The 15,633-nt window shown below is 63.4% G+C and carries 21 protein-coding genes and 2 pseudogenes; 15 read left to right on the forward strand and 8 right to left on the reverse strand.

Annotated elements, in window-relative coordinates; translation table 11 throughout:
• A pseudogene (locus AC1DZV_RS11545) lies at nt 1-125 on the forward strand (IS110 family transposase); the annotation flags it as partial.
• A gap of 233 nt (nt 126-358) precedes the next feature.
• Here the strand turns inward: AC1DZV_RS11545 and AC1DZV_RS11550 are convergent.
• Complete coding sequence (locus AC1DZV_RS11550) at nt 359-2,293, reverse strand: glycoside hydrolase family 15 protein (protein ID WP_476953757.1); 1,935 nt, start codon at nt 2,291-2,293, stop codon at nt 359-361.
• 6 nt (nt 2,294-2,299) lie between these two features.
• Between AC1DZV_RS11550 and AC1DZV_RS11555 the strand changes: the two genes are divergently transcribed.
• The 4 genes from AC1DZV_RS11555 to AC1DZV_RS11570 all read left to right on the forward strand — a co-directional run bounded on the left by AC1DZV_RS11555 (nt 2,300) and on the right by AC1DZV_RS11570 (nt 5,063).
• Nucleotides 2,300-2,440, forward strand: a complete 141-nt coding sequence (locus AC1DZV_RS11555; protein ID WP_476949545.1) for a hypothetical protein — start codon at nt 2,300-2,302, stop codon at nt 2,438-2,440.
• 172 nt (nt 2,441-2,612) lie between these two features.
• Nucleotides 2,613-3,101 (forward strand): VOC family protein, encoded by a 489-nt coding sequence (locus tag AC1DZV_RS11560; RefSeq protein WP_476949544.1) that lies wholly within the window; start codon nt 2,613-2,615, stop codon nt 3,099-3,101.
• 327 nt (nt 3,102-3,428) lie between these two features.
• Complete coding sequence (locus AC1DZV_RS11565; RefSeq protein ID WP_476949543.1) at nt 3,429-4,394, forward strand: amidohydrolase family protein; 966 nt, start codon at nt 3,429-3,431, stop codon at nt 4,392-4,394.
• 78 nt (nt 4,395-4,472) lie between these two features.
• Nucleotides 4,473-5,063, forward strand: coding sequence for a dihydrofolate reductase family protein (locus AC1DZV_RS11570; protein ID WP_476949542.1), 591 nt, complete (start codon nt 4,473-4,475; stop codon nt 5,061-5,063).
• A 25-nt stretch (nt 5,064-5,088) separates the two neighbouring features.
• Here the strand turns inward: AC1DZV_RS11570 and AC1DZV_RS11575 are convergent, their stop codons facing one another.
• Together AC1DZV_RS11575 and AC1DZV_RS11580 are read right to left on the reverse strand one after the other, a co-directional pair.
• Complete coding sequence (locus AC1DZV_RS11575) at nt 5,089-5,406, reverse strand: hypothetical protein (protein ID WP_476949541.1); 318 nt, start codon at nt 5,404-5,406, stop codon at nt 5,089-5,091.
• Nucleotides 5,403-5,699: a DUF1648 domain-containing protein gene (locus tag AC1DZV_RS11580; RefSeq protein WP_476949540.1), complete on the reverse strand. Its 297-nt coding sequence runs from the start codon at nt 5,697-5,699 to the stop codon at nt 5,403-5,405. Before AC1DZV_RS11580 ends, AC1DZV_RS11575 begins: the two co-directional genes overlap by 4 nt.
• Before the next feature lie 142 nt (nt 5,700-5,841).
• On the opposite strand from AC1DZV_RS11580, the gene AC1DZV_RS11585 reads away from it, so the two are divergent.
• A complete protein-coding gene (locus tag AC1DZV_RS11585; protein ID WP_476953758.1) occupies nt 5,842-6,312 on the forward strand; it encodes a hypothetical protein in 471 nt (156 codons plus the stop codon).
• A gap of 168 nt (nt 6,313-6,480) precedes the next feature.
• Complete coding sequence (locus tag AC1DZV_RS11590; protein ID WP_476949538.1) at nt 6,481-6,591, forward strand: DUF1508 domain-containing protein; 111 nt, start codon at nt 6,481-6,483, stop codon at nt 6,589-6,591.
• A 56-nt stretch (nt 6,592-6,647) separates the two neighbouring features.
• Here the strand turns inward: AC1DZV_RS11590 and AC1DZV_RS11595 are convergent, their stop codons facing one another.
• A complete protein-coding gene (locus tag AC1DZV_RS11595; RefSeq protein ID WP_476949537.1) occupies nt 6,648-6,842 on the reverse strand; it encodes a hypothetical protein in 195 nt (64 codons plus the stop codon).
• A gap of 659 nt (nt 6,843-7,501) precedes the next feature.
• On the opposite strand from AC1DZV_RS11595, the gene AC1DZV_RS11600 reads away from it, so the two are divergent.
• Nucleotides 7,502-7,807: an antibiotic biosynthesis monooxygenase family protein gene (locus AC1DZV_RS11600; protein WP_476949536.1), complete on the forward strand. Its 306-nt coding sequence runs from the start codon at nt 7,502-7,504 to the stop codon at nt 7,805-7,807.
• 957 nt (nt 7,808-8,764) lie between these two features.
• Nucleotides 8,765-9,301 (forward strand): phosphotransferase, encoded by a 537-nt coding sequence (locus AC1DZV_RS11605; protein ID WP_476953759.1) that lies wholly within the window; start codon nt 8,765-8,767, stop codon nt 9,299-9,301.
• 183 nt (nt 9,302-9,484) lie between these two features.
• On the opposite strand, the gene AC1DZV_RS11610 is transcribed toward AC1DZV_RS11605, so the two are convergent.
• The 3 genes from AC1DZV_RS11610 to AC1DZV_RS11620 form a co-directional block, all read right to left on the reverse strand.
• Nucleotides 9,485-9,727: a helix-turn-helix domain-containing protein gene (locus AC1DZV_RS11610; protein WP_476949534.1), complete on the reverse strand. Its 243-nt coding sequence runs from the start codon at nt 9,725-9,727 to the stop codon at nt 9,485-9,487.
• Nucleotides 9,727-10,338, reverse strand: a complete 612-nt coding sequence (locus AC1DZV_RS11615; protein ID WP_476953760.1) for a hypothetical protein — start codon at nt 10,336-10,338, stop codon at nt 9,727-9,729. The genes AC1DZV_RS11610 and AC1DZV_RS11615 overlap by 1 nt, the downstream gene beginning before the upstream one ends.
• 231 nt (nt 10,339-10,569) lie before the next feature.
• The gene (locus AC1DZV_RS11620) at nt 10,570-11,082 is read right to left on the reverse strand and encodes a hypothetical protein (protein ID WP_476949532.1); all 513 of its coding nucleotides are present in this window, start codon (nt 11,080-11,082) and stop codon (nt 10,570-10,572) included.
• A 271-nt stretch (nt 11,083-11,353) separates the two neighbouring features.
• Between AC1DZV_RS11620 and AC1DZV_RS11625 the strand changes: the two genes are divergently transcribed.
• Complete coding sequence (locus AC1DZV_RS11625) at nt 11,354-11,509, forward strand: hypothetical protein (protein ID WP_476949531.1); 156 nt, start codon at nt 11,354-11,356, stop codon at nt 11,507-11,509.
• 179 nt (nt 11,510-11,688) lie between these two features.
• Nucleotides 11,689-12,032: pseudogene (locus AC1DZV_RS11630) on the forward strand (recombinase family protein); the annotation flags it as partial.
• Here AC1DZV_RS11630 and AC1DZV_RS11635 read toward each other — a convergent pair.
• Entirely contained in the window at nt 12,015-12,416 is a 402-nt protein-coding gene (locus AC1DZV_RS11635; RefSeq protein ID WP_476949530.1) for a cytochrome c oxidase subunit 4, read from the reverse strand. The pseudogene AC1DZV_RS11630 and the gene AC1DZV_RS11635 overlap by 18 nt on opposite strands.
• Before the next feature lie 422 nt (nt 12,417-12,838).
• On the opposite strand from AC1DZV_RS11635, the gene AC1DZV_RS11640 reads away from it, so the two are divergent.
• The 4 genes from AC1DZV_RS11640 (at nt 12,839) to AC1DZV_RS11655 (ending at nt 15,626) form a co-directional block, all read left to right on the forward strand.
• Complete coding sequence (locus tag AC1DZV_RS11640; protein WP_476953761.1) at nt 12,839-13,531, forward strand: histidine phosphatase family protein; 693 nt, start codon at nt 12,839-12,841, stop codon at nt 13,529-13,531.
• A 24-nt stretch (nt 13,532-13,555) separates the two neighbouring features.
• Nucleotides 13,556-14,110: a DUF3090 domain-containing protein gene (locus AC1DZV_RS11645; RefSeq protein ID WP_476949529.1), complete on the forward strand. Its 555-nt coding sequence runs from the start codon at nt 13,556-13,558 to the stop codon at nt 14,108-14,110.
• Entirely contained in the window at nt 14,110-14,877 is a 768-nt protein-coding gene (locus tag AC1DZV_RS11650) for an SCO1664 family protein (protein ID WP_476949528.1), read from the forward strand. The genes AC1DZV_RS11645 and AC1DZV_RS11650 overlap by 1 nt, the downstream gene beginning before the upstream one ends.
• Before the next feature lie 317 nt (nt 14,878-15,194).
• Nucleotides 15,195-15,626 carry a LexA family protein gene (locus AC1DZV_RS11655; protein WP_223916267.1) on the forward strand — a complete coding sequence of 144 codons (432 nt, stop codon included), beginning with the start codon at nt 15,195-15,197 and terminating at the stop codon, nt 15,624-15,626.
• Nucleotides 15,627-15,633: the final 7 nt, after the last annotated feature.

Here is a 15,633-nt window from a genome sequence, read left to right on the forward strand (position 1 = left end):
AACGCGCCCAGGGAAAGAAACACAACGCCGCCGTCATCTGCCTGGCCCGCCGCCGCTGCGACGTCATCTACTCCATGCTCAGACACGGCACCTTCTACGACGAGAAGCCCGCCCTGGCCGCTTGACCAAAAGCATAGGGACACCCCCCAGCCATTCTCGGGCAGGTCCAGCCAGGAAGCCGAGGGCCCGGATTCCTGCACCTCACTCCACATGGGCTGCTCCTTGCCTCTCCGAATGGGTCACCTCTCCGCACGGCTGCGGCAGGGAGAACATCCGGTTCCGGGACCCGCATCCGGGCGGCTTCCCGTGGAAGCTTGAGCCCGTCATTGAAATCCGTACCTTGACCTTCGTCCGCGTATCAGGGCGTGCGGTGGGCCGGGGCGAACTGCGCCGCGCGGTTGGTTTCTTCGGCGCGGATGAGGTGCACGAGCGCGTTGATGAGGGCCAGGTGGGTGAACGCCTGTGGGAAGTTGCCGAGGTGACGGCCGCTCACCGGATCCAGCTCCTCAGCGTAGAGGCCCAAGGGACTGGCAAGGGACAGCAGACGTTCGCACAGTGCCTTGGCGCGTACCACCTCTCCGATCTCGACCAGGGCCGAGACGAGCCAGAACGAGCAGGTCGTGAAGGTCCCTTCGTCGCCGGTGAGACCGTCGTCGGTCTGCTCGGGGCGGTAGCGCAGGACGAGTCCGTCCCGGGTGAGTTCATCGGCGATGGCCAAGACCGTGGCGCGCACGCGTGGATCGTTGATGGGCAGGAATCGGACGAGCGGAACAAGGAGAAGCGAGGCATCGAGGTTCGTTGTGCCGTAGGACTGGACGAACACGCCTCGGTCGTCGACCGCATTGCGGCAGATGTCCTCATGAATCTCCGTGGCGATGGCGTCCCACTTTCGTGCGTAATCAGCCTGACCGTGCAGGCGCGCCAGCCGGGCGCCACGATCCAGGGCGACCCAGCACATGAGCTTTGAGGAGGTGAAGTGCTTCGGTTCGCCACGGACCTCCCAGATGCCGTGGTCGGGGTCCCGCCAGTGGGCGGCGGCTTGCTCGACCTGGCGGAGCAGGACGGGCCAGAGCGGCTCGGGAAGCTGGTCACGGGATTTGGCGTGGAGGTAGACGGAGTCCAGCATCATGCCCCAGACGTCGAGCTGGCGCTGGTGGGCGGCAGCGTTGCCGATCCGGACGGGGCGGGCGCCGTCGTAGCCGCCGAGTCCCTCGACAGTAACCTCGGGAAGGTCCCTTTCGCCGTCGATGCCGTACATGATCTGCAGGTCGTCCTCGGCGGCGACGTCGCGGATGAATGCGAAGAAGTCGTCGGCTTCCCGGTCCAGGCCGAGGGTGTAGAGGGCCCAGAGCGCGAACGTGGAATCGCGCACCCATGTGTACCGGTAATCCCAGTTCCGCTCTCCCCCGGGCGTCTCGGGCAGCGAGGTGGTGGGCGCCGCGACCAGAGCTCCAGTCGGCGCGTAGGTGAGGCCCTTCAACGTCAGCGCACTGCGCTGCAACTGCTCCCGCCACGGGTGGTCGGGGAACTCGCCCCCGGTGATCCATTGCCTCCAGAATTCAGTGGTCTGCCACTGCTTGCGTGTGGCTTCTTCCCACGTCCGCGGCGGGGGCAGCGACCCCCAGGAGAGCGCGATAAAGGCCTGCTCGCCCTCGGTCATCCGGCTGCGAATGACCGCGATGGAGTCCTCGATGCCCAGCCGGCGGTCGGTAGTCAGATGCAGCACCGGATCCCCCTCATCACCGCTGACGGTCACGGCCTCTCCGTATCCGGGGCTGGAGAACTCCCACCGTGCCCGGCGCTGGCCGTAGCCGAGGACCGGCTCGCACAGCACGGACAGCTCAACCGCACCGTTGACGCACCGGACGGTGCGCAGCAGGCAATGCTCGGCCTCGTAGTTCGTCGGCGGGCGGCGGTACCGGCCTGCCCTCTCGTCGGTGTGGTGCCACGGACCCATCACCAGGGCATCTCTCACGATCAGCCAGCCCGTCCTGGTCTGCCAGGTGGTCTCCAGGATCAAGCTGCCGGGGAGATAGCGGCGCGCAGTGGGCTCCCGGACGCCGTACGGCGCCACCTTGAAGCCACCCGCGGCGCGGTCGAGGATAGTCGAGAACACACTCGGCGAGTCGTGACGCGGCACGCACATCCACTCGACCTGCCCGCTCGATGCAATCAAGCAGTTGGCCTCACAGTCAGACAAAAACCCATAGTCGGCGATCGGCGGAAACGGGCTCGTGCCGGCCCCGGGCCGCCGCTTCCCCTCTGCCCCTGACCGGGCGTCGATCCTCACCACCCCAGTATGTTCCCCTCAGGGTGGAAACGGGACCCCGGCTACCTGGACGGCTTCCTCCCCAACGGTCAGTTCTTCATCGCAGAGGACGACGGCGATGCGGCGGCGAAGATCTCGTACGCACGCCGGCCAAAGAGGCGCTGGACCTGAATTCCCTATATGGTCGAGGCCTCCTCGACCCGGGACAACGTTGACCCGCTCTGCCAATCCTTGGGATTGTTCAATCGGGGCGCTGAAGGATTTCGCCGATGATTGTGCTGAGATCCCCGTCGGCTCCGCAATTCCGATGGATCGACAAGATGAGCAACGGAGGATTGATCTCATGTCACAGGTATGGCGTTTCGATCATGTTGGTATCACCGTTGCCGATCTCAACGCGGTGACGGCGTTCTTCGTCGGGCTGGGTCTCGAGGTCGAGGGCGCGCCGATGTTCGTCGAGGGCGAGTTCCTCGACACGGTGATCGGCATCCCCGACTCCCGAACGCAGATCATCATGCTGCGGCCGCCCGACGGAGGTACCCGGCTGGAGCTTTCGAGCTTTGTCCGGCCCGACCACCAGCCTGGATCGCCCGCGGCGATGGCCAATGAGTTGGGGCTGCGCAACGTGGCCTTCGAGGTCGACGACATCCAGGCGGTCGTTGACCTCCTGGCCGCGGACGGCTACGGGCTGATCGGCGACATCGGCCAGTACGAGCACATCTGGCGCATGGCCTATGTACGCGGCCCGGAGAGGACTATCGTGTCCCTGGCCGAGCGGGCCGGCACCTGCACCGGTGTCCCTTCTCCCCCGCCATGCCATTGCTACCAGTAGAGGCAAGCGGACAGGCCGGCCTATTGTGGTCGATCCGGCGAAACTCGGCTATGCCGCCTACCTTCACGACATACGGGCTCTAGCGTCTGCCGTCACCTGCCACCTCGCCCCCGCAGGCGCTGACCACGGAGAACCAGCAAGCGACTAAGAGAACGGCTCCCAGCCCCCGCGGCGTTTGGTACACACGAGTTCGACGAGCACCCATTGACGGTCTAGCTCAGTCTCAGGCACCGTCCGGCGGTCTGCTCATGGGTCGGATTTGCGAGTAGATTGTTCACATCTGCTGAGGGCCCGCGTATCAGCGAAACGACGTGGACAAGGATCCGGATGGGCCGGCCGTACCGCATTGACACTCACCAGCACATCATTCCGCCTGGGTATGCGCGCTGGATACTTGAAAAGGGCATCCGCCCCGGCGGCATTGGCCTGCCGTCGTGGTCCGAGCGCTCAGCGTTGAAGTTCATGGACAGGCACGACGTGCAGACCGGCATCTTGTCCCTGTCCACGCCCGGCGTGTACTTCGGGGACGCTGCGGAGGCACGGCGGCGGGCGCGGGAGATCAACGAATACAGTGCAGAGGTGGTCGCGGCCCGGCCTGAGCGGTTCGGGTTCTTCGCGACGCTCACGCTGCCGGACGTGCAAGGCGCCCTGGCGGAGGCCCAGTACGCCCTGGACACCCTGCTCGCGGACGGGATCGTATTGCTGGCCAACAACGCCGGCCGCTATCTGGGCGATCCTGGCTTTGAGCCTCTGCTGGAGTTCCTGCACCACCGCCGTGCCGTAGTGTTCATCCACCCCGCTGAACTGCCCGGTCCGGCGGTGCCGGGCATACCCGCCTTCGCCGCAGATTTCCTACTCGACACCACCCGCACCGCTATCAGCCTGATCCTGTCCGGTGCGATGGAAAAGTTCTCGGGAATCAGGTTCATCCTGGCCCACGCGGGCGGCTTCGTGCCTTACATCGCCTACAGGATCCTGCTGACGATGCTCAACGATAAGGACCTGGCCCTCAGCGCGCTGGCGGCGCTGGGAGATAAGAAGCAGTCCATCTTGCGGCGGTTTTATTACGACGTGGCCCTGTCCGCCAGCCCGGCGGCCCTGCCCAGCCTGCTCGAGGTAGCTGACCCGAGCCGGATCACATACGGAACTGACTTCCCGTTCGCACCCTCTGCGGCGATCGATTTCCTGAATATGGAGTATGAGAATTATCCGCTGGACTCCTCCGTGCGCGCTGCGATAGACCGCGGCAATTCCGAGGCGCTCTTTCCCCGGCTGAGGCCTGAGCAGACTTAGTTCATATTGGAAGCGTTGCATGACAGCCACTGGTCGCACCGCCTGACCCGAACCGCCGAGTGCTGGCATGATGGGCGCATGAGCAGAGTCACATGCGATCTGACTATTTCCCTCGACGGATTCGTTGCTGGCCCAAACCAAAGCGTGGCGGAACCCCTGGGGCGGGGCGGAGAACGCCTCCACAGGTGGATGTTCGAAGAAGCCGAGTCCAACGCAGCCGAGCTCGAAGGCATCCTCGCCGCTGGCGCGTACATCATGGGCCGGAACATGTACGCCGGTCCAGGGGCATGGGATGAGCAGTGGCGGGGATGGTGGGGTGAGGAACCGCCCTATCACGCACCTGTGTTCGTTCTCACCCATCATCCACGCGAGCCCGTGGAGATGGAGGGCGGCACAACGTTCAACTTCGCGGCCGATGGGATCGAATCGGCGTTGGCCCAGGCGCGGAAGGCCGCTGGCGGCAAGGACGTGGCCATAGCCGGAGGAGCGCAGACCGCCCGACAATTCCTTGCGGCGGGGCTGATCGACGAGCTGCGGCTCCACATTGCGCCCATAGTTTTGGGAGCGGGCGAGCGGTTGCTGGACGGCGTGACGGACCTCAAGCTTGAGCCGACGGAAGTGAGCGGTTCCAGCCTCGTCACCCACGTGCGCTATCGGGTAATCCGCTGACAGGCCGACCCTTAGTCCTCGGAGATCACTCGGCCTGCCCGAGGACCACGGTATGGACGAGGCTTCGAACTTCGTCGAGCAGGCCGTGCCGCCGCGGAACCATCAGCGCGTGGTCTTCGCGGTTTATGTAGAACAGGCCACCGCGCCAGTACTTGTCGTCGTCCCGGTGAGTTAGTCCCGTGTCCCTCTTACCCTCATCGCGCTCGCGGTTGTTCCTGGCCAGGACCACTATGGCAACACCGACGGCGGCCAGGATCGGGAGCGCGACCACCAGTCCCGCCCACGGCGAGACCGTCCCGGTCCACATCAACAGCGACGAGCCCAGCATCCCCACGTCGATCATCGCGACCAGCCCGAGGAGCGCTTGACGCCCAGTGACATGTACTGCCGGTACCAGCGCGCCGAGGCCAACGGGCGAGCCGGGTCGAGGTCGGGCCGGCTGTGGAAGATGGCCGCCGCGATACGAGCAACCCGGTCACACAGATTTGCACGAACACCAGAGAGAAACGCAGGGCCCACCGACTTGGCTGCCACCCGGTTGGGCGCGCCGTTCGCGCCGTGGTGGACCGCGAGCGCGTCGGGCATCGACGGGTAGCTGATCACGCCGACTATGACCGTGGCGACGATGGCGATCACTGCCGGGGCCCCAGAGCCAGGTCGGGTAGGTAGGGCCTACGCTTGTCGGCGCCGCGCCGCGTCAGGGATTGTCCCGTGCCCCTGGGGGGACTTTTTCGCAAGCTACGAAGGAGCAACCTCATGAAGCGCGTGCTCATACCCATTGCCCTCCCTGTTCGGCCTTTCCGCAGGGTCGGGCTCGGCCGTCGCGGCACCACCGACGCCGGTCGAGCAGACGACGGACACTCTTGACTGCCCCGGTTTCCAGGTCGAGGCCGTGACTACGGGGAAGATCAAAGTGATCGAACAGTTTCCCCATCACTGCAACGGCTCGAAGCTGTTGCGGTTCTATAGCAACGTAGGTGCGGCCATCACAATCACGCTGACGGGCCCGACCTCAAAAGTGGTCAGCTACCCCTTGAACGGGACTATACAGGTGGCGCTTGGCCCCACCGACTTTGTCTATAAAGCGACCGGCAAAAACCTGATCACACTCCCAGTTGGCTCCGGCGCCCCTGGCATCTTCTACACATCAGGTCAGGTGAACTGGACTTTGAATGGGTCGGTCTACCCGAATGGGGGGCTCACCGGGCCGGGCAAATTGACGGATGTCTGTGCGCTGCTGGCGCCATAGGCGTGGCATTCCCGATCCCACACCGGGCCGCAGGTAACAGTCTGCGCCCCAGCGGCCGCCGGGCCGGATCCACCGGTGCAAAGGAGTGTCCCATGGCAGGCAAATACGAGGTCTACAAGGACAAAGGCCGGCGGGTCCCGGTTCCGGCGGAAAGCGGCGAACGGTGAGGTGATCGCGTCCTCGGAAAGCTATAAGACGAAGGCCAGCGCGATGCACGAGGTCGAGTCCGTCAAGAAGAAGGCCGGGTCCGACGTCGTGGACCTCACCGAGGGGTCCTGACCGGGCCCCTCACGGCGTGAGAAAAGCCGGCCGTCCGCTGCAAGCCGGCCGGACTTTCATCTGGCCTGGCTGTGGTCTTTCCGTGACACGAGCCGTGCGACCACGGCGCGGACCGGGCGGATGAAGCAGACCAGGGCCGCGGCCAGCAGCGCCCCGCCAATGATGAAGATTGGTGCCGGGTTGAACGTAGGGATGCTGGAGGCCCGCTCGGCGGCTGCCTGGCTCGCGACCGGCGGTGACGAGGATGCCACCGGAACGGCATTTGAGATTTCCTCGGCGGGGGGTGACCGTCTGCGGGCCGATGGCCGGACCGCACTGCGTGCCGGGAACCGGAGCGCCGGGAGCCTGCGGCTGCGCCCAGGTCTTGGCGGGGGCATTGTTCGGGGCCGGCACCCTGACGACCGGAGCCGGCGCGGGACCGGCACCCGATACACGGGGGCTGGGGGCTGGACCGGCGCGGGCGCGTGATAATCCGGTGCGGGAGCCGGGCCGTTTCCTCCGTTGCCAAGCGCTTCGGCAGGGAGATCCCCTTGCATGGGTTGTCTGCGCGCTACTTCGCTCTGACCTTGGTGTTGAACAATGCCGAAATCAGGCCGTGGACGTTCGCGCTTTCAATCCTGTTGATCGTTTGCTCCGAGCCTCGGTCACGAGAGTGCGTCCCACTTCCTTGGAACCGGGACAGCCATAGTGGAACGCTCCCCCCGCTGACCGCGAACCGCAGGCCGCCGCGTAACCTGGCCGTCCCGCATGTTGTCCCACAACCCCCACCACAATCACCCGTCGCAGATACAACCCTGGGTACGGTGCGCGGTTGTGACTGTCAACCTGGGATAGCGATTAAATTGCCGAGCTGGCCGGTCTTGCCGTTCCGTATAGGGATCCCTCTGCGGGAATCTGCGAGACTTGCCCGATGATTACCGAACACGCGCTGCTTCCCGTTATTTCCGGCCAGGAAGAAGATTTTGAGGCAGCATTCGATCGCGCTCGTTTGATTATTGCGTCGATGCCTGGCTTCGTCTCGTTGTCGCTCTCGCGCTCGATCGAAACACCCAACACGTACTTACTTCTGGTGCAGTGGGACAGTTTGGAGGACCACACCATTGGCTTCAGGGGATCCCGGCAGTATCAGCAGTGGCGGGAGCTTCTGCATAGGTTCTACGAGCCGTTTCCGTTGGTCGAACACTACGAGCTCGTGAGCTCCGCTCCTCCTCAGTAGAGCGCGCCTAGCCTGGCCGGCATCCCGGAAGGGATCCCTCACCGGTCTGGCAGACCAATGAAGGATCTACGTGTCCAGTGAAGGGGAAGGCGTCATCGATTGGGTCTCTTGCATACCGATACCCGCGGATATTATCTTCGAGCGGATTGTTGACCATCACGTCGTCAAAGTAGCCCGAGCATCTTACCGATGATCCCGGATTAAGGGGGAGGTGATTGCGCCCATTTCACTGGGGTCAACCTCGGGATGGGTAGCTGCCCAAGCATGAAGCGCGTCAATGTAGTTTTTAACCGGTCCACCCGGGTCAGGCACGCGGTCCGCTTCAGCCTGCAGTGCACGGACAGGAATCGCTCCCTCGCTGACAGCACAGCCTCCCCACGCCGGCGCATCGCGTCGTAGTGGTACTGATACCAAGCCTCGGAGTAGGCCCTCAACGCTGCACTGAGTTCTTCGTCGACCCCGTCTCATAGCTGCATGTGCCCCCGAGCGCCGTGAAGCGATGGATGCTCTACCCGTCGGTGTCGCGGAGTCCAGATGCGGTTAACGCTCCAAGATGATCCTGCAAGACTTATCCAACTTGGAGACGGAGCGGCGTCCCCGGCCGGCCCGCCCGTAAGCCGGTCCCCCACCGCGACACCCTCGATCCGCTCCCCCGCAGCGAAAAATCCCGGACAAATGTGTAAATCGCAGCGATAAGTGGCGGCATTCTCGCAGCGCTAATTGTCACCCCTGGTGCCCGTAAGCCGATCCCTTTGCGGGACGCGTATTGGCTCCGCCCGGGCTTGGCCAGCTTGTTTGCACGCAGTAGCGTTCTTCGGGTGAACGAGGAAGCTGAAGAACTTGTAGGCGGAAACGCCTCAGAGAGTGTCGTTCGTATTGGCGACACGGTCCGCAAACCGTGGCTGGAAAACTCTGCCATTGTCCAGAAGTACCTGAAAGCTCTTCAAGTAGCTGGCGTTGACGTTTTTTCCCAAACCCCTGGGCAAGGATCACGCTGAGCGGCATGTCATCGAGTACGTCGAGGGTGTATCTGCGCTGGACCAGTTGCCCCTAGGGCAGGATGACCTCTTGCGGGTCGGCCGTTTGATTCGCCAGATTCAAGATGCGAGCGAAGGATTTGGCCTCCCGGAGACGACCGGATGGAACCTTCTGCYTCCTGCCGAGAATCCGACCTTGATGTGCCACAACGACCTGGCGCCGTGGAACCTCATTATGGGCGAGCGGTGGGTGTTCATCGATTGGGACGCGGCGGGCCCGAGTACGCGCCTCTCGGACGCGCTGGTTCCAGTCCCCGAGAGCCTGGCCGCCTTCTCGTCATTCCTCCCGCCACTACCCGGAAATCCACACGGCATCGCCGTGTTCCCTGGCGCCGGACACGGCCTGTTCATGGAAGCCCCCGATCCGGCCATAGACAGAGCTTCGCAACTGGCACCGGGCCTCATTCCTATGGTTCAGTCCTTCATTCACAAAAATACGTCCGCCACGCTCAACTGACGCGCACGCAGTCGGGACCGGAGCCGACGGGTGTAATCACCAGGACCACACCTGTGGCCCACGTCGGAGTGACGCCCGAGGACGCTTGACCTGCACAAACGAGGCCTGTTCCTTCGGGGAGTCACGTCGGACCCCGAGAGAACGTTAGAAGTGGAACGGGCGTGCGGCTCCGATTTGCATTGATCAACTTCCCCCTTGCGCGGGAGTGACGACAAGCAGTTCACCGACCGAGCAGTCGAGAACATCGCAGATCGCGGAGAGTGTGGAAAAGCGAATCGCACGCGCCCGGTCGTTTTTCAGGACGGACAGGTTGACGATACTGACGCCTACTCGCTGGCTCAGCTCAGTCAAGGTCATGCCACGGGCAGCGAGGATCTCATCGAGTCGGCAATGGATTCGCTGCTCTTCGTCTGGTGCGGGAGGCATCAGATCAGCCCGTTCAGTTCGAGCTGATGGCGCCGGCCCGTCTCGAACATGCTCGCGAGAGCGGCAGTACCGACTCCGACCGCGATCGGCCAAAGATCCAGTTCCATGAGGAAGAATGCACCTGTTTCCTGTTCCGGAAGCAATGTGATCCGACTGAGGATCGAGTGGTGGGCGATTGCGTTCATGAAGGGGCCCAGGAGTCCCCAGGTCATCACGGCGATACCCGAGATGCCAACGGCGCGGGCCAGCTGCTTTCCGAAGCCCGTGCCGCGGTAGACGGACCAGCTGATCAGGCCCAGAGTCGCCGCGGACATCAGGGCGGCAAGACCGCCCAGGAGTCGTGATCCGAGCAGCAAATAGCGTTCGGTCGAGGTCAGGCTGGCCGGCTGGACATCGGCCGTGGCATACGCGGCTTTGATGACTGCGCTGTTGCCCTCACCCAGGTCGGGAGTCACCAGGTTCGTGAGGGGCACATTCAGAAGAGGCGTGTTCCCGAGCCCGGAGTACATGGCCACAAGCGCCGAAACGGCGATGCTGAGTGCGGCCAGCCCAAAAATGCCGGCAACCAGCAAAGCGCCCTTGCGGTCCAAAGGAGCAATCGTATTCGCCACAGTCCACCCCAATCCAAGACAAAGTTTATCGTTTTTCGTTAACATAACGACAAACGATAAATACTGCAAGGCGCCTGTGTGGATGACCGTCAGCCCCTACCGAAAGTCACCAGTCTGACAAATGACAGGATCCGGCAGCGGGCAGACCGATGTGGCACCTACTGCCAAGAGCGCCACTCAGTCCTGCGAAAAAGCCGCCATCTAGCGCTGCAATTGACACCTACTGTTGGGCTACTGCAGAGCTTCCGGGATGCGGAATCGCCTCCCAATGAGTTTGCGAACGGACGCCTCTAAAGGCTGATCCTCCAGCTCAACGCCCTCTCCCCCGTAATACACGCCCGTTTCGTCGGCTACAGCATCGATATCAAAAAGCCTGAGTATCTCGGCCACGCGCAACTGATATTCGACGGCGGTCATTTGGCGAGACGCACGAACTGGAATTGTGCTGAGTGTGCGCGCGACCTCAGCATCGATGGATTCAGTCATGGGCGCGCGTCGCGTTACCTGGTTCTGGTGCTGTCCGTGGGAGAAGATGACTTCCTGGTTCGCATCCAGGTGAAGGTCATCGGCGGTGACGCCGGCCAGTGTCAAGAGAAAGTGCGTCTCGAAGATCCGGATCGCATCGATCTTTCCGTAGATGACCTCGGCACCCTTGGTGAGACCGAAGTGGGCCCCAATGAAGGATTCGTTCAAATCCCTGGCCGGAACCGCGTACTGGTCAATGCTGCCACCTGGGTAGATCATGTTTCCTTTCGTAGGTGGACCTTGCCGTGCCGATCCTACGGGAGCGGCGTCACGGGGAGACGGACTTCCGCAAGGACCTTCTTGAAGGGCCAGATTAGAGATTCCGCCTTAACTGCCTTTGGCCTGATTTTGATGGACTTGCCAAGCTATGGAGAATGCTGCGGTAACGCAAACAGCGGTGAGGACACGGGTATGAACGCGATAAAAAGAGCCTTGATCGGCAAAGATAAGGAAGCCACCGCCAGCAGTACGGCCGGGGTCTCCACCGACCATGAACTCCAAGGATCAGCGGGCCCCGTCGCGCCGGCCGCCCGAAGCCCCCTCGCAGCGGCAGGTCTCCCCTAGCCTCTACGAGCGGGGCACCAACGTCGCCGAGGATCAGCGCATCGACGATGCCATCGCACGCATCTTCGGCAGGAATCGCTAGGCGGGCGCGACGTGTCCGGGGCCTTGTGCCGGCAGCCGGCGTGTGCAGACGACTTCTGACATTCCGTGCAGACGGCTTTTGAAACTGACAGTTCCGCGCAGTTACTGGTCTGGGCCATGTACGTAAGACCCGCACGATCAAATGCACGGAGACGGGGGGATTACTGCAACCATATCCTCATGACGGGAATGAAGATCGGCTATGCCCGGGTCTCGACGAACGACCAGGACCTCACCGCCCAACGCACGCTCTCCTTGCCCTGGGTGTAGAAGAGAAGCAGATCTTTATCGACCACGGCCTTACAGGAGCGAATCGGGCGCGCCCCGGACTTCGTGAAGCGATGGCGGCCTGCCGGGGCGGCGACACGCTCGTGGTGACCAAACTCGACCGGCTAGCGCGCTCCCTGCCCGATGCCAGGGACATAGCCGACGAGCTGACGGCCGAGGGGGTAGTGCTCAGTCTTGGCGGCAGCACCTATGACCCGACTGATCCGGTAGGCCGGCTGCTAGTGGGCGTAGTCGCCGCGGGTGTATTCGAAAACCCAGCCGATCAGTGCAACCAAGGCTAAACCGCCGGCAATATAGACGAGCCAGAAGCCAATCGCCATCCCTAGGAAGCCGGTGGCGGCGGAAAGTCCCAGGGACACCGGCCACCAACTCCATGGACTGAAGTGCCCCTGCTCGCCGGCGCCTTCGTGGATCTCGGCGTCGTTACGGTCTTCCGGGCGCATGCCGATGCGCCTGCCGGTGAAACCGAGGTAGGCGCCAATCATGCCGGTCAGCCCGCCAACGAGCCACAGGGCCAGAAAGCCCACCGGCTCCGTCCACCCCGTAACCCACCCGTAGACCACACCGACGGGCACGAAGAACAGTGCCAAGCCCCCGAAGATTCGAGATTCGATTCTCATCTGTCCTCGTTCTGAACTGACGGGCGCACCGGAAACCACCGGTGACGCAACCGGGGGCGGCAACGGTGGAGGCGCCCCTGAGTGCATTCTTCAGCGCCCAGGCCGGGCGCGGAAAGGGGCTAAAGTCACGCTTCGCCAGAATAGTTGCGGCGGGCGTCAATCCTGCGGCGGGCTCCAATGTGGACCAGCAACTCACAGGACGTCCTCCATGCGGGGGTCGACTTCGGCCGGGGGTTCTGGCTGTGCCGTTCTTCCGGTTTTGCTGCGTCGGCCATGAGCTGGTCAAATGCGTGCCGAGTCCGTGTGGGCGGCTTTGAGCGCGTCGGCGCGCCTGAAGGGTTCCGCCAGTGCTTTATCTGCCTGTTCGAGGCGCGACCCGGTACGGTTCACACCGCCGTCGACCGGGTGGTTAGGCTGGGTGGATGGCGACAGTTATTCTCGTGCGGCACGGCCGCACCACAGCCAATGCCACTGGACTGCTGGCCGGTCGGGCCGTCGGCGTCAGCCTGGACCAGATCGGGCGCGACCAGGCGGCTCTGACCGGAGACCGGCTCGCGGCCGTGCCCGTAGTCGGGGTGGTGTCGAGCCCTCTTGAGCGTTGTCAGCAGACCGCCCAGCTCATCCTCGATCGCCAGGCTGGCACGCCGTACGCACCGGTCGATCTCGATCTCACCGAGTGCGATTACGGCCAGTGGCAGGGCCGCACGCTCAGTGATCTCGCGACCGAGGATTTGTGGCCGGTTGTGCAGTCGCAACCGTCCGCCGTCGTCTTTCCCGGCGGTGAATCCATGGCCGCGACGCAGGCTCGGTCAGTGGCAGCGATTCGACGCCACGATGCAGCCTTCGAAGCCGAGTACGGGCCAGGGGCCGTGTGGGTGGCGGTGAGTCACGGTGACATCATCAAGTCAATCCTCGCCGACGCGCTCGGCATGCACCTTGACCTGTTCCAGCGTATTAACGTGGGCCCCGCCTCCGTATCGATCGTGCGCTACGGCGCTAGTCGGCCGAGCGTCTACGCGACCAACACCGACGCGGGTGACCTGTCGTGGCTGTCGAACGGCATCCACTCTGGCGATGCGCCGGTGGGCGGCGGTGCAGGACAAAAGGCGCCATGAACCTCATGTGCCTAAAATACTGACATGCCTACACGTGTTCACGAGTTTGCCTGGCCTGATCGAATCGTCGTCGGCACCATTGGCCTTCCAGGGGCGCGCACGTTCTACCTGCAGGTGCGCGCAGGGACGCAGATCGTGAGTATTGCCCTGGAGAAGCAGCAGTCGGCTCTGCTCGCGGAGAAGATCGACGAAATTCTCGACCAGCTCATCACAGTCGAGGGCAACCCCTTCAGCGTTCCCACGAGCACTCCCATTGAACTTGTCGACAATGACCAGCTCGAGGCCGTCCAGGAGCAGTTTCGCACCGGCGCCATGAGCTTAGGTTGGGACCCAACCACGGCCCAGGTCGTAATAGAGGCCTACCCCATCGCCGATGTCGATGCTGATGACAACGACGAACCGCTTGATGAGGGCGGCGCTAACGAGTCCGAAATGCTGCTGGTGCGAATGCCGGTCGGCACCGCCCGCGCATTCGCCAAGCGCACCCGTGAGATCGTGGGCGCCGGGCGTCCGACGTGCCCGCTCTGCGGTTACCCCATAGACGCCGACGGGCACATCTGCGCCCTTCCCGAGGTCTGATGCCAGCGCCGGACCTAGTGACCGCCGAGCTGACGCTCACCGGCCGCATCACGACGGCTTCAAACGCTACATTTCTGGGCAGCATCGGCGACGTGGTGGTCGTCTATAAGCCGATAGCAGGCGAAAGTCCGCTGTGGGATTTTCCCCACGGCACCCTGGCTCACCGGGAGGTGGCCGCCTACCTGGTCTCGCAAGTCTTAGGCTGGGACGTGGTGCCGCACACCTGGCTGCGCGATGGTCCTTTGGGCGAAGGAATGGTGCAGCTCTGGCAGGAGGAAGACCCCGCCCAATGCGCCGTGAACCTGGTCGCGACGGACCAGGTGCCGGAGACGGGCTGGAAACATGTTCTCGAGGGACGGGATGAGAACGGACGGATGGTCGCCCTCGTTCACGAAGACTCGCCAGCGCTCAGACGCATGGCGGTGTTCGACATGGTCGTCAACAACGCCGACCGCAAAGGCGACCACATTCTTGCCATGACGGACGGACACCGGCACGGCGTGGACCATGGGCTCACCTTTCACCGTGACCACAAGCTGCGCACGGTGCTGTGGGGATGGCTGGGAGACGCGCTGACCGCCGAGGAACGCGACGGCATCGATCGTGTCAGCGAAGGACTGCACGGTGGGCTGGGCCGGAACCTGGCGGACTTGCTCAGCGCCGATGAAATCGCATCGCTCGCCGCGCGCTGCGCACGGTTGCGCTTGGCAGGGCGGTTTCCGGCTCCGAGCGGTGAGATGTCGGCGGTGCCCTGGCCGCTGTTCTAGGGGAATTGCGGCTACGGGCTTCGCAGGCTGTGTCACACGACGGCATGGATCTTAAGGTAGCGACGGAGCAACTGTCACCAAGAACTCGCTGCCCAAACGCCGATAGCAGCGCCTACGCTCAACCAAGCCCGCGGGCCCCATCTTCCGCAAACGACGCGGCGAGTGTCCCATAAGCAGCACCCCTTCAGTCAGTTGTTGCGATGTCGAGGAGAAACCGCGCTGCTTACGCAGCCGAGGGATATGGGCAGAGTCCAACTTTTGTCGGCACGTCCGGCTACACTGATTATATCGAACATATATTCGAATAGGGTTGTGTTGTGGGCGTTGTTGTCGGTCCCCGCGTGATAGATGCGGGCATGTCGTTGCTGTCGGTGCTGATCTCTCCGGTCCCCGTCGCGGCCGGGTACCCCTCGCCGGCCCAGGACTACTTTGATGGGCGGATTGACCTGAACGAGCATCTGATCAAGGACATCACCAGCACGTACGTCGTGCGGGTCTCCGGAGACTCGATGGAACGCGCCGGCATCAGCGACGGGGATGAACTGATCGTCAACCGGGCCCTGGAACCCAAGGACGGGTCCGTAGTCATAGCCGTCCTGGACGGAGAATTGACCATCAAGCGGCTGCGAATCACGGCCGCCGGCGTCGTGCTGCAGGCGGAGAATCCGTCCTACCCGGACATCCGGGTTCCGTCCATGTCGGATCTGGTCATTTGGGGCGTCGCGACCCGCTGCCTGCACCATGTTTGAGGCACAC

The sequence above is a fragment of the Arthrobacter sp. P1_D12 genome (genome assembly GCF_056406175.1).